Origin of the sequence: Pseudoalteromonas sp. SCSIO 43095 (assembly GCF_023650455.1) — a bacterium.
Lineage (GTDB): Bacteria > Pseudomonadota > Gammaproteobacteria > Enterobacterales > Alteromonadaceae > Pseudoalteromonas > Pseudoalteromonas tetraodonis.
This window is the reverse complement of record NZ_CP087996.1, coordinates 98,812-111,776: the sequence shown is the minus strand read 5'-3', so window position 1 is coordinate 111,776 and position 12,965 is coordinate 98,812. Positions and strand designations below refer to the sequence as shown.

Sequence of the window (12,965 nt, the reverse complement as noted above, 5' to 3'; positions counted from 1 at the left end):
TAATTTTTACAGCCTTAAGCTAACACCACCAGCACACTAAAACTAGTCAATAAACTGTAACTCAAATATTTTTCATACACATAAAAAAGCCCTGTACAAAATACAGGGCTAATAAGTAGTTAGGCGTTGTTATAAATCCTATCCTTGGGCTTTTACTTAAAACTCGTAGCTAAAGCTGACGCTCAGTTCTCTAGGCGTTTCTTGAGAACGAATTAGCACATCATTTTGTTCTACTTCAAAGTTTTGTCCCAACATATTTTTCACTTTAAGTGTTAATGTGGTATTAAACGTTGGGTAGTAACTATAAACCATGTCTAACGAGTTTAAAGGTTGTTCGTAAGCGTCATCAAAGTTGTTAACACCCGCAGCTAAAATACGGTCACCAAATACATTATAAATAACTGAAGCTTGATGCATGCCATCATGCGAATCGTAATTCAATTGTAAGTTGGCAACATACTTTGAGTGGCCAGTCATACGTCGCTTTAGATTCGTAAGATCGGCGCGCTGTTCTTCTGCAATTTCAACTTCTGAATCACTAACCGTTAAATTACCAGAAGTAAAAAAAGCACCTCCTAATAAATCACTGTGCAACTCCGTTAACCATTCAGCCTCAATACCGTAAACATAGGCTGTATCTGCATTGTCAAACTGAAGAGTAAAACGGCCGTCACTTTCTGTTAATAGTGCTTCGATTGGGTTATCAATATCTTTATAGAATGCGCCAACTGAGTAGTTATCACCATTGTCCATATAAAACTCGATACGTGCATCAAAGTTATCTAAGTAGCTAGATTCTAAGAATGGGTTACCAAGCGTTCGATAACCGGTTAGCGGATCTTGGAATTGAACAGGGCTTAGCTCTCGCAAATCAGGGCGTACAACCGTGCTGCCATAACCAAAACGAACTTGGTACGACTGCTGACTATAAGTCATAGATAATGAAGTAAAATACTCATCTTCCATCACACTTGCTTGTTTTATCGCATCAGCACTTAATTTATCTGCCAATAAAGCAGGATCAAATGCTGAGCGAGAAAAAGCAAGGGCAACTTGGCGGAAGTCCTCGTAACGCACACCACCACTTAAACGCCAATCTTGAGCAAAAGTGATATCAAAAGAGCCATAATAAGCATCAATCATTTGCGCTGCTAAGTAATCATCGGCTGTCGGTTCTTGAAACAATAACTCGACATCCGTTGAATCGATCACTGCATCATTTGCAAAGAAACTACCAATTGACAGCGCCTCTTCTTCACTTTGTGCTAAATCTAAAGACTGTGTTTGGCTAAAGCGATAGTTGAAAAAGTCTGTACGGTAATCACGCGTTTTTTCAACAAAATAGCCGCCGCCCGCAATTTCAACTTCGGCGTTATCAAAGTAAAAAACTTTGTTAACATTTACGCCCCAGTTTTCTACATCGTCTTCTAGCTCAACAAATCGATACAAGTAAGGGTTACCACCTAAACTACCATTATAAAAAGTACGTTGATATTCGCCATCGGCGTACTCATCACGCACCGTTACTTCAAGCTCGCCAGGTATACTCGTCGTCGCTGTTGAATCAGTATACTGCCAATCTACACCAACACCCTCAAGAAAACTCCACTCTAAATTATGCATTCCACGAAGTTGAAGTATTTCAAGTTCCCGTTCCTCAAAAGAGGTTAAGTGGCTTCGCTGTAATTGCCCAGCATCAATGCTTAATGACTTTGAAGGCTCTTGGTAAAGCGCAACAGCAGCTTCATCTTCAGTATCTCGTAGCATCATATAGGTGGCTGTTAAATCATGGCCGCCAATTTTATAACCTAAATTTACAGAGCTATTTAATTTTATATTATGCTTGGTTGATACTTCTTTCTCTGTAGCAGAGTAACAAGTAAAGTTATCTTTTGAACATTCAGATTCAGATGCGTCAACAGAAGAAAGTACAGCGCTAAACTTCTCTGCATTAGACCACTCATTTTCATAAGCAACTGACGCTAAGAAACCAAAAGAGCCATCTAAGCCAAATAAGTTATCAAATCGGTCACCATACACAGCTTTAATGCCTGCATCAGGGTTTAAGCTTTCTTTTTCTAAGCCAAAATCTCTTGGTAGTGCTTTTGATAAACTTTTATTTAAGTCTATTGCAGCTGCTTGACCAATATCCGCCCCCTGACGTCTTGACTCGACGTCTCTTATATTTCTATATGAGATATCAGACAAGCCATTGATATAGGTATTTAGCGCCGTTTTAACGGCTCCAGGTAATGCGCGTGTACCATCATCTTTACCTAACCAGTCATCACTGCCACCATTGTATGTATAGCCTTCATCGTTTGTATCTTTATAGCTAGCACCAATCTCAACTTTAAATAAAGTATCACTTGGAATGCTTTTCGTCCTGATATTAACGTCACCACCACCAAAAGCCGCAGGCATATTAGGCGAATAGGCTTTTTGAACAGCTAAAGATTCAATAATACTTGATGGGAAGATATCAAGTGGAATTACATTTCGGGTCAGATCTGGGCTTGGAACAACTGCGCCATTTAAACGCACGCTTGAGTAACGCTCGCCTAACCCGCGTACATAAATAAACTTATCGTTAACTAATGATAAGCCTGTAACACGACGAAGTGCTGAAGCGGCATCGCTATCACCTGTTCTAGATATTTGCTCTGAACTCATTATATCAGCGACAAATGCCTGGTTTTTACGTTCATCAATTACGGCACTAGCACTGCCTTTAAGGCGCGTACCTGTTGCAACAACTTCTTCTATCGCTTCTTCATTTATTATTTCTTGTGCCTGTTCAGCAAAAGAATTAAATGAAGAAAAAAGGGAGAGCAGAGATAACGTTATTAGATTAGTTTTAAACTGCTTTTGATGTTTCATATTTATATCCTCTAAACCTAAAATTCCCTTAAAAAAGGCGCAAGAGCGCCTTATAATTAGAGCCGGTCTAGATTAATTACTAGCGCGTTGTAAAGATGCGGCTACAAAATCAGCCCACTCACTTGATTCACCTTCTTTAAGTGCACCAATGTAGCCTGCGTTAGTAAAGAAAGAGTCAACTTCACTCATGTCTTTAGCCGTTGTAGATACCGCAGTACCTTGTGAATCAGTAATAGTTGCTGCTGTTGAAACACCATCAGCACCAAGTACATTTGCAAAATCAGCAAAACCAATCAGCTGGTTATTTTCGCCACCAGTAAACCAGGTATTTATATCAAAGCTTGCTAATGCGCCAGTTAAAGGAGTATTTACGTCTTCAAAATTCTTGCCACACGCAAATATTGAACTCATAAATGCGATATCACCGTTGTTTGCATTGGCATGCACACCAGCATCTCCTGATTTATCTTTTTCATTATATAAATCAAAACAGCCAGCACCATCTACAGATGATGAGTTTACAAACAACATATTAGCTAATTGCGCTTTACCCCATTCTTTCATTTCCATACCGGCACCAGTACGACGCCCTTCAGCACCTTGATCACCAGTAGTAACAACGGTTGCATTAGCAATAGTTGGGTTAGAAACAGTCGTTACTAAATCTTGTGCGTCTGCAGATAATGGATCTACTTTTGCGCCATCTGTTTCAAATCCATGATTTCCATATTCATTTGAACGTACAAGAATGTACTGTCCGTAACCTTTCCAACCCTCATCCCAGTCAATACCGTCATCACCAGTATCAGTAACAACAATATGTTTAAGATTAACGCTACCACCAAAGAGCTCTATACCATCATCAAAACCATTATGCACATGAACATAATCAATTGTTGTGCCTGAGCCAACAGCATTTAGTGTTAAACCATTTAGCTCATCACCTTCAACGCCAAATCCTGCATACTTAATAACAATATGCTTTAATATACCGCTACTATCTTGCGGGTCATTACCACCATAATACGAAACAATACCTTCAGCTGAGTGATTACACATGTCTTGTGCCGCAGCAGTCGCTGTACAACGAATAGAATGGCCACGTCCATTTACCTGAACACCACCCCAATCCCCAATTTGAGCGGTTGTTGAATCATCACCATCAACCTCTTTAATACTTGTGAAAATAATTGGCTTATCTACTTCACCAATTGCTTCAATATTTGCACCGCGTGCAATACGAATAAAACTCTCAGGCTTGGTAAACGCAATGGTAGCGCCTGCTTCAATAGACAATGTTGGGCCATTAACATCAATAGTAGCGCCTGTAGAAGTGTCTACATCGTCACCTATAAATAAAGCACCTTCAAATACATGGGCACCGCCATCGTCTAGCGCAGGGATAACAAAAGAGCTAGTAATTTCTTTTGCATTACTTGCAAATGCTTGGCTGTATAAACAGTTTACGCCTTCTGCTTCACCTGTAAATGTAGCTCCATCTAATGTGTATGTGGCGCAACTTATTGTATCGCCACCATTATCACCACCAGGGTTAGTCACTGAATTGTCTACACTATTATCAACTGTCGTAGGTGTAACGTTAATATCTCCACCACCACAACCAGCCAGTGTTATTGCTGTAGTCACTAAGCTGATTTTGAATAAGCCAGATAATTTCATTGTTCACTCCGTAAAAGTATTTAATTATTGTGTTAGCGCTTTAAGTAATAACTTAAGTCACTTTAAGGCACGATACTCATGCATTAAGGTCACTTGAGTTATCGAATACGAAGTACAATACGGGAGTGATATGACAATGAAGTTACACTTTAATAAACATAAAATGACAATGTTAATTAATTAAAAATCAATTGGTTGCTTTCAAAAGGCAAGTAAAAAAACCACACTAACCGAATGTTAGTGTGGTTTGAGTAGTGCAATTATGAAATGGTTTTTAGTGCGTCAATTAAGAGCTAATAATCACACTATAAAAATTAAAGCAGTGCTGTTTTTAATGTTTGCGCATGCACTTTTTCGCGTTTTACATATTTGATCCATTGCTGGGCTAAACGTTGCGATTTTTTGTGCTTTTCAGCTTGTTCAAACGCAAGAATAGACGCATCAAAATTTTGTAAATTGTATTGTGCCATTCCCAAAGCAACAAACGCATTTGATTCAAAATCAAGGCCGCCTTTATCCAGTGCCATTCGCGCTGCATCGGCAGCTTCGTCATACTGCTCTGTATTTACATACACTTCAGCCAAGCGCTGATCGTATTTACCATGCTCTGAGCGCTCTGCAGCTTTGGTAAAGTAACTAATCGACTTAGCATCTTCTTTAGCTTGTACCATGGCCTCGGCTACAAAGGCATAATTTTTAGCTGTTGGTTCAGCAATGCCCTGCTCTATTGCCTTACTCATTACACTGGCGGCTTTGTAAGCAAGCTGATTATATAAATATACCTGTGCAAGCTGTCTTAGGTCAGATTTAGAGGTTAAAAATCCTTGCTGGTAAGCCGCTTCTAAAACACTAAGCTGCTGTTTTTCTTGCCCAGTTTCGCCGTACATACCGGCTAATTGCACCCAATACTCAGGTTTGTTGTATAGCTTTACCATACGCTCAAGTACGCTGACTACTTTATCCGTTTGGTTAAGTGAGTAATACATAGCACGTTGCAGTACCAGCCAGTTTTCTTTTGGTACTTTGCCTTCGCTATCACTTAAGTTAATGGCTTGGGTAATGTAACTCAGGCCTTGCTCATAGTCTTTTAATTGATAGTAGGTTTGCGCTCTTAATAAATAATAGGCGTCGGTTTTAGGCTTAGTATTAATGGCATCCCATTTATCTAAAAATGCAATCGCCTTTTTATAGTCACTGTTAGCCATAGCAAGCTGAGCAAGGCTAAATGTCGTGCTCAAACGAAGCGTTTCTGGAATGCCATCTTCGCCAATCACTTTTTCAAATGAAGCAATCGCTTTTACAAGGTCGTTTTCATTGTAATAAATAAACCCGTAAAAGTTATGCATCATCGCAATTTCATAAGAGTTCATACTTGATGAGCGCGCTTGTATGCTGTCAAGCGCAGCCAAGCCCGCTTTACTGTCGCCATCACCCGCAAGTTTTTGGGCGCGAGCTAATTGGCTGTATACTTTTTCACGCAGTGCGGGTACTCGTGTTGTTTTTTGCTGTTCAGCGGCCTGTACTGTCGTCAAATTTACACCCGGAAGTACACTTAATGCACTTGGTGTAACAACACTGGCACTGATTGCAACAGTGCACAATATACTCAGCTTTAATAGCTTGGTTGTTAGTTTTAATTTCATAATTGCCTCACGTTCACTCTTTGCTTACTTAACAGAATTAACCATTAATTTGGAAAGAAATTTTATTTTGCACACCGGCTACTTCAACGGCTTCACCATTAACCACGCGCGGTTTATATTTAAATTTAAGGGCTGCATCCATCGCTGCTCTGTCAAACAGTGACTCTGGCTCGGCTTTAATAACTTGTGGCTCTTTCACTGTGCCTTGCTTGGTCACTGTAAATTCAACAATGACATAGCCTTCAATACCACGCGATAACGCACGTCTTGGGTATACCGGTGCCACTTTTACTATGGGTAAATACTCACCGTCACTGGTTTCTAACGCTAATCCACCCGCTAGATTTACATCAGCATCAACATTGGCAGCAAAATCAAAGTTGTTGCTAGCAGCGTTGTTATCGCTACTTTGCATTTGTGGCGATTCCATTGGCGGTGGTGGCTCTTTAGGTGTTGGTGGCTTTTGTGGTTTACGCTCCTTTTTTTGTACCGTTTCTTCTTTTTTCAAACGGACAAAATCCAACACATTCCCTTTTGCAGGCTCCGTCATGGCGCCCTCGCCACCGGTGATCAATGCCTGCATACCTAAAAACAGCATAAAGGTCACCACACCCGCTATAATTAACGCAAGTACATAACGCATCACTCGTTACCCTTCTTGAGCCGCTATTGAAACATCAAATACACCCGCTGCACGCGAGGCATCCATCACTTTTATCAAGGTTTCTGTGGTGGCTTTTTTATCGGCTTGAATAACCACACTACCTTGTGGATTTTCCGCCTTTAAGCGCTCAATGTTGGCTTGTACAGCGCGTACATCAACTTGACGTTTATTGATCCAAATTTCGCCTTGATCTGAAATGGCCACTAGTATATTGGCGCGCTCTTTTTTAACTGCAGTTGCCGCTTCTGGGCGGTTTACATCAATACCGGCTTCTTTTACAAACGAGGCTGTAACAATGAAGAAAATAAGCATAATAAATACAACATCCAGCATAGGAGTCATGTTTATTTCTTCTGCTTCATCTTCTTGGAATAAATTACCTAATGGGGCTCTCATTTTACTTCTCCTAGAACAAGCGGTGATTATGTTCACCGCTTTTCAATAATTATTTAGTGGTCCAACACCATAGTGTCTTGCAACAATTCAACTTCACGCTTTGCTTTACGCTGTAAATAGGTTGAGGCAAACACCCCAGATAACGCACCGACCATTCCTGCCATTGTCGGTATGGTTGCTTTTGACACTCCCGATGCCATAGAGCGTGCGCTGCCTGTACCTGTAATAGCCATTACATCGAAGACTTCAATCATGCCTGTAACTGTGCCAAGCAATCCTAATAGTGGACACAGCGCTACCATTACATTAATCAGCGGTAAGTTTGCGTTTAATCGCATACTGGCGCGTGACACCATGGCCTGGCGTATTTGCTCTGCGTTCCAGCTGTTGCGTTCACTGCGCGTTTTCCACGTATTTTTAACGTCTTTTTTGTAGTAACGATAGCCATTAAAGAAGTACATAAATCGCTCGAGTATCAATAACCACATCGCGAAAATTAACACGGCAATGACCAAAAGCACTTGGCCACCCGTGTCGAGAAAATCACGGATAGCATTGATTGAATCAATCAATAGCACCATGGTTTAGGCTCCTTTCTCGCTTCGCTCGGCAATAATACCTGCACTTTGTTCTTGTAAAATAAGTAGTAAACCTTTCGATCGGGTATTCAATAAGGTGTATAAAAACACCGTAGGGATAGCAACCACAAGGCCTAGCACGGTAGTCACTAGTGCTTGTGAAATACCACCTGCCATTAGTTTAGGGTCGCCAGTACCGAATAAAGTGATAGCTTGGAAGGTATTGATCATCCCGGTTACCGTACCGAGTAAGCCCAGCAGTGGCGCTACCACAGAGATAATTTTAATAAGCGTTAAATTACGGGTGATTTTTGGCATTTCGCGTAAAATGGCTTCGCTTAACTTAAGTTCAAGCGTGTCGTACGCCACATTTGGGTATTGATCTTTCACTTTCATGACGCGCCCTAGCGGGTTGTCATCACGAGCTGTATCGTCTTTTAATTGACGACGAATTTTTCCACCCATCAGCAGGAGCGATACAAAACGCTCTAACGCAATTAATAACGCTAATAAGCCAACGCCTAAAATAACGTAACCAACAGCACCACCTTGATGAACTTGCTCACTGGTATCAGGGGCTTGTACTAACAAACCTAAAATTGAACCACCAGTTGGGTCAAGCGCAAACGGCACCACACCGGTGTTTGCTTGCTGCAAATCAGCCGCAGTCGCAGTAAAGCGGCTACTTGGTTGGCGAGTAAGCTGGCTAATGGTATTGGTAGAAGGCGTATACTCTAGGTACTGACCGTCACTAATAAGGTTAAATGCACCCACACGTACCACTTCTTTTTGTACTTTATTGCCACCGTCAACAATTACATCAGTATTGAAGCGGCTTACTTTTCCTTGTTCGGTCATTTCGCGTTGTAGCTCAAACCAAACCTTTTCGATATCTTCAATAGACGCAAGCTTTGAGGTAGAACCCATTTTTTGCGCCAATTCGTCCATAAAAGTACTACGCCCAGGTAACTGAGCCGATACCACCGAGGTTGCAAACTTATTGCTAGAATCGCCAGCAACTTGTTGCAGCACACCAAATAGCTCTTTTAATGAACCCATACGCTTTGATAAAGTATCGGTCAGGTTAGCCAATTTAATTTCGTTTTCTTCAAACTGCGTTTCTAAACGCTCTGACTCGCTAAGCATCTGATTTCGTTTAGCTTGGGTGTTTTTAAGCATTTGCACTTGTTCATTTTGACGTGCTGCAAATTCTTGTTCGCGTTGTTTATTTTGTTCTGATTGCGCTGATTTACCCTGCTCTAACGTTTTTAATAGAGCATCCAAATTCATTGGTTCAGCGGCACACATCGCACCTGAAAAACCTAAGCTGGCTGCAAACACGGCCATTTTTGTCATTTTCGTTAATAATTTCATGGTAAACCTCTTATTCTGCAGCATGAATTGGCAGTGTTAACATATCTGGGGCTAGTTGTTTGCGAGCAATGCGAAGCCCTTTATTAATTTGGCTAATGGTTGAATCAGGCAGTGCAACAAAAGACTGTGATTTTTGATCCCAACTACCTGCTTGTTTACCGTCGCGGGTAAGGTAAATTAGCTCTAAACGTCCAATGCGCAGAAAGTCGACTTCACGTTCTTTATTATCCACATCAAGCAATGCGGTATACGCTTCAATAGTGCGTCCGTAGTCAACCTCAACTTGATAAGCTTCTAAGACACGACGAAATTTTTCACTTGATGAAATATCAGCGCGTTCCATCATTGCATTTAATGATTCAAGACGCTGTTTACGCTCTTGCTTTAAAAACGGCACATCTAAGGCTACAAACTGTTCAAGCCCAGTGATCATACGAAGCATTAAAGGGGTTATTTGGCGTTCAATTATCGATACTTGATCCATCGATAAATTAAGCGATTCCATCTCTTCTATTTGATTATTTAATTGTTTGGTAAGCTGTGCGTTATAAACGGCTAGGCCATCTATTTCTTTATTTAGGGTTTTAAATTGCTGTAAACGCCCTTGCATTGAATCTGCAATCTTGTCTATTTTTGTTTGTGATTGTGCAGCTAAATTATTAATTTCGCTGCTTTTATCAATTACCATGTTTAAATCATTGGCGTGGACTGCTGCACTTGCGGCTACAATACCAGCTAAAATTAATGGTTTAACGCCTTTCATCGTATACACCTTTGCTCGTTAATTAGCGGATTTGCTAGTGTTTATTAATCGCTTTAGCTCGTTTATAAAAAAAACAATTTAAAACGAGATAGTTTCAATGAGCGAAAGTGTATAGATTAAAAATGACAAGCGTGTTGCGTAAAAAAGTCGCTTTTATGACAATGGTAATAAATTAGCCTTATTGACCTATTTTACAATTCAGGGATGACAATAGTGGGATTAAGTTTACAGGTAGGATTGTATTTCAATCAGGCCTTGAAGCAGCGAGCTTTAAAAAATGTGAGGTAATAAAGCGACGATTAGGCGCTCCGGTAAGCTGATCGGTATGAGCATGCTGTTTTTGCTCTAAGGTGATATCAGCAATTGCTAGATGACTGCGGTGACGAAAATATTCACCTATAAACGAAAACACTAACACCAGCGAAAATGCAGCAACAAAACGGGTCTTTTCTACCTGACCGTAAATAACTTGCCCCATATCAGGGCCATACAACATAACAATACGCTCAATAACATGGCACTGCTTAACTATGCGCCAAACTTCACACCCAGTATGGCAAATACAGCAACGGGATAAAACATTAGCCAATATAAAGCAGTGTTTTCTTTACCGCCGGTGTATACCAAAGCTAAGCACATCACAAATACAATCACTAATGTGATGAGGGCGATTGCATCAATCTGCTTTGTTTTCATAAAATAAATAATACACACTACAATCCTTACGTTAACCACAATTAACGCATTAGTAAGGATTGGTGCATACTCGTGATGATTGGCAATTACTAAATAGGTAATTAACACCAAGGCAATCGCTATCATGGTAAATAACGAAAATACTTGGCGTTGTTTATCAAAGCTATAAATGCTGTCAATAGTGATTAAATCGAGCTAGCTTGGCTTATTTATTTTTGTTTTACTGATCATACTTTGAATTTTTTAACCATGCGCTCTAAGTCACTAAATTGATGTTTAAGTTTGGTACACTCTTCCAAAGTAAGATTTAGGTTTGATTGGCCTTGAGTCGATAAGTCGCTGATAACGTGAATATCGCTATGTAATGACTTAACCACTTGATTTTGCTCATCCGTAGCATTAGCGACACTATGATTGGCGTCGGTTATTTGCTTTATCGCGCTGATTATTTGTTTCATTACTTCGCCAACCGCATCCGCTTGCTGAACACTTTTTTCACTTTCTTCTAAACTGGTTTTCATAAGCTCAACGGCAGAGCTTGAACCTTTTTGTAATTCAATGACGGTGTTTTCTATTTCTTGGGTTGATTGCTGAGTACGCTTTGCTAGTTGCCTTACTTCATCGGCAACAACCGCAAATCCTCTTCCCGCTTCACCAGCACGAGCCGCTTCTATCGCCGCATTTAAAGCCAGCAAATTGGTTTGCTCACTCACCCCTTTTATTACTGCCAGTACATTTCCTATATTAGCGGTATGCGAGTCTAAACTATTTATGGTTTCTTGCGCTTGCTCTATATTTTGTGACAGTTGATGAATACTTGAAACGTTGTTTATGAGGGTCTGTTGATTCTTAGCACAGTATTGATCTGCATCTTTGGCAAGCGTCGAGGCATTGTTGGCACTGGTTGAAATTTCTGTTGAGGTAGCTGAAAACTGATTAATTGCCGACGCCACACTGTTGGTGCGCTCACTTTGGTCGTCATACTTAGTTAATGTTGAGTCTGTCTGCGTAACCAATTTAGCAACTGCCGTTTCCAGTAACTGCGTTGAAGATTTAACCTGAATTATTGAATTTTGGATTTTTTCTATAAAAATATTAAACGAATTGCTCAATTGACCAAATTCGTCATCGTTTTCAACGCTTAACCGACAGGTTAAATCGCCCTCACCCTGCGCTATGTCTCTAATGGCATCATTGAGACGATACATAGGGCGCATCAAATAACGCAGTAAAAATTCAAGTGACGCAACAATTACTAAAATACCAATAATTAAAAATACAATTGCCTTTTGCCCAAACGAAGAAACACTTGAATACGCTTTATCTTTATTGACCACTACACCTAGATACCAATCAACGTTTTCAATACCACGAATTTTAGTAAAGGATACCAGCGAGGTTTCACCTGCTACTTGATACTCGGTGAATTCTCTTGCTAACGGTGCATTTTTACCAATTAAGTCAGCGACTGTTTTTGAATTTAATTTACTATCAGGATGACTTAATATTTGCCCTTTATTATCAAGTAAAAAACCATAACCGAGTCCTAAAAAATCAATATCTCCAATAATGTCAGCGATGGTTTGCATATCAATATCTGCCCCCGCAACCCCTTTAAATTGGCCATTACTATTAATAGGGGCAACGGCAGAAATTGTCAGTTCGTTGGTCGTTACATCAATATAAGGCGTTGTAAAAGCCGTTGTTGTTTTATTTTCTACTAATTTATACCAAGGGCGACTTGTCGCATCAAAATCGCTGGGGAGTACAACACTTTGATCATTTAAAATAAATGTACCCGATGATTTACCTATATAGGTATTTTTAAAATCTCCCGCAAGCTCAGCGGTATTTAATTGCGAAAGCGTTAAAGACTTGGCATCGTCATCTTGGTATGTTTTTGCGATAGAGATCACAATCGCTAATTTATTATTTAGCCAGCTTGCAATATTTTTAGAGACAGACTCAGAGTTTTGCTCTAGTACCAGCGATAACTGCTCTTGAGTTTGATGCCGCATTGAAAAATAATTATTTATGGTGAAAACACCTAACACTAAAACTAACACTAATGATGCAGCAATGGTGATTTTGGAGGTGAATTTAAGCGAGCTAAACATAAGTACCTTTAGTATTATTCATTATTATCAGTGTCTTTTTTAACAAATTTTTAACTGAATGTCTTAGCAAATATGATTTCAATGAAATTAAAGAACAAAAATAATAATAAATAACTAGTTCTTTCAAGGATGACTTTGCCACAGTGCGTTTAATTTTTAGACTAGCAGAGCTAG

The 12,965-nt window shown here is 40.0% G+C and carries 11 protein-coding genes; all 11 read right to left on the bottom strand.

Going from position 1 to position 12,965, the window contains the following annotated elements:
* Window positions 1–156: 156 nt before the first annotated feature.
* The 11 genes from LOC50_RS14880 to LOC50_RS14830 all read right to left on the bottom strand — a co-directional run bounded on the left by LOC50_RS14880 (window position 157) and on the right by LOC50_RS14830 (window position 12,791).
* Complete coding sequence (locus LOC50_RS14880) at window positions 157–2,880, bottom strand: TonB-dependent receptor domain-containing protein (RefSeq protein ID WP_250654091.1); 2,724 nt, start codon at window positions 2,878–2,880, stop codon at window positions 157–159.
* 72 nt (window positions 2,881–2,952) lie between these two features.
* The gene (locus LOC50_RS14875) at window positions 2,953–4,560 is read right to left on the bottom strand and encodes a beta-helix domain-containing protein (RefSeq protein WP_250654090.1); all 1,608 of its coding nucleotides are present in this window, start codon (window positions 4,558–4,560) and stop codon (window positions 2,953–2,955) included.
* A 314-nt stretch (window positions 4,561–4,874) separates the two neighbouring features.
* The gene (locus LOC50_RS14870; RefSeq protein ID WP_250654089.1) at window positions 4,875–6,203 is read right to left on the bottom strand and encodes a tetratricopeptide repeat protein; all 1,329 of its coding nucleotides are present in this window, start codon (window positions 6,201–6,203) and stop codon (window positions 4,875–4,877) included.
* 37 nt (window positions 6,204–6,240) lie between these two features.
* Window positions 6,241–6,846 (bottom strand): energy transducer TonB, encoded by a 606-nt coding sequence (locus tag LOC50_RS14865; protein ID WP_008111498.1) that lies wholly within the window; start codon window positions 6,844–6,846, stop codon window positions 6,241–6,243.
* A 6-nt stretch (window positions 6,847–6,852) separates the two neighbouring features.
* Window positions 6,853–7,263 carry an ExbD/TolR family protein gene (locus tag LOC50_RS14860; protein WP_036984025.1) on the bottom strand — a complete coding sequence of 137 codons (411 nt, stop codon included), beginning with the start codon at window positions 7,261–7,263 and terminating at the stop codon, window positions 6,853–6,855.
* A 53-nt stretch (window positions 7,264–7,316) separates the two neighbouring features.
* Window positions 7,317–7,844 (bottom strand): MotA/TolQ/ExbB proton channel family protein, encoded by a 528-nt coding sequence (locus LOC50_RS14855; RefSeq protein WP_036984024.1) that lies wholly within the window; start codon window positions 7,842–7,844, stop codon window positions 7,317–7,319.
* A 3-nt stretch (window positions 7,845–7,847) separates the two neighbouring features.
* A complete protein-coding gene (locus LOC50_RS14850) occupies window positions 7,848–9,215 on the bottom strand; it encodes a MotA/TolQ/ExbB proton channel family protein (protein WP_138570563.1) in 1,368 nt (455 codons plus the stop codon).
* A gap of 10 nt (window positions 9,216–9,225) precedes the next feature.
* A complete protein-coding gene (locus LOC50_RS14845; RefSeq protein WP_214551898.1) occupies window positions 9,226–9,978 on the bottom strand; it encodes a DUF3450 domain-containing protein in 753 nt (250 codons plus the stop codon).
* Between the two features lie 244 nt (window positions 9,979–10,222).
* Window positions 10,223–10,474, bottom strand: coding sequence for a hypothetical protein (locus LOC50_RS17595; RefSeq protein ID WP_250654088.1), 252 nt, complete (start codon window positions 10,472–10,474; stop codon window positions 10,223–10,225).
* A 32-nt stretch (window positions 10,475–10,506) separates the two neighbouring features.
* Complete coding sequence (locus LOC50_RS17590; RefSeq protein ID WP_250654087.1) at window positions 10,507–10,800, bottom strand: hypothetical protein; 294 nt, start codon at window positions 10,798–10,800, stop codon at window positions 10,507–10,509.
* 101 nt (window positions 10,801–10,901) lie between these two features.
* Complete coding sequence (locus LOC50_RS14830; protein WP_248532305.1) at window positions 10,902–12,791, bottom strand: methyl-accepting chemotaxis protein; 1,890 nt, start codon at window positions 12,789–12,791, stop codon at window positions 10,902–10,904.
* Window positions 12,792–12,965 lie beyond the last annotated feature (174 nt).

Excerpts from the sequence above, each read along its gene's own strand:
- LOC50_RS14880 (WP_250654091.1), bottom strand. The coding sequence starts at position 2,880 with ATGAAACATCAAAAGCAGTTTAAAACTAATCTAATAACGTTATCTCTG.
- LOC50_RS14875 (WP_250654090.1), bottom strand. The coding sequence starts at position 4,560 with ATGAAATTATCTGGCTTATTCAAAATCAGCTTAGTGACTACAGCAATA.
- LOC50_RS14870 (WP_250654089.1), bottom strand. The coding sequence starts at position 6,203 with ATGAAATTAAAACTAACAACCAAGCTATTAAAGCTGAGTATATTGTGC.
- LOC50_RS14865 (WP_008111498.1), bottom strand. The coding sequence starts at position 6,846 with ATGCGTTATGTACTTGCGTTAATTATAGCGGGTGTGGTGACCTTTATG.
- LOC50_RS14860 (WP_036984025.1), bottom strand. The coding sequence starts at position 7,263 with ATGAGAGCCCCATTAGGTAATTTATTCCAAGAAGATGAAGCAGAAGAA.
- LOC50_RS14855 (WP_036984024.1), bottom strand. The coding sequence starts at position 7,844 with ATGGTGCTATTGATTGATTCAATCAATGCTATCCGTGATTTTCTCGAC.
- LOC50_RS14850 (WP_138570563.1), bottom strand. The coding sequence starts at position 9,215 with ATGAAATTATTAACGAAAATGACAAAAATGGCCGTGTTTGCAGCCAGC.
- LOC50_RS14845 (WP_214551898.1), bottom strand. The coding sequence starts at position 9,978 with ATGAAAGGCGTTAAACCATTAATTTTAGCTGGTATTGTAGCCGCAAGT.
- LOC50_RS17595 (WP_250654088.1), bottom strand. The coding sequence starts at position 10,474 with ATGTTGTATGGCCCTGATATGGGGCAAGTTATTTACGGTCAGGTAGAA.
- LOC50_RS17590 (WP_250654087.1), bottom strand. The coding sequence starts at position 10,800 with ATGATAGCGATTGCCTTGGTGTTAATTACCTATTTAGTAATTGCCAAT.
- LOC50_RS14830 (WP_248532305.1), bottom strand. The coding sequence starts at position 12,791 with ATGTTTAGCTCGCTTAAATTCACCTCCAAAATCACCATTGCTGCATCA.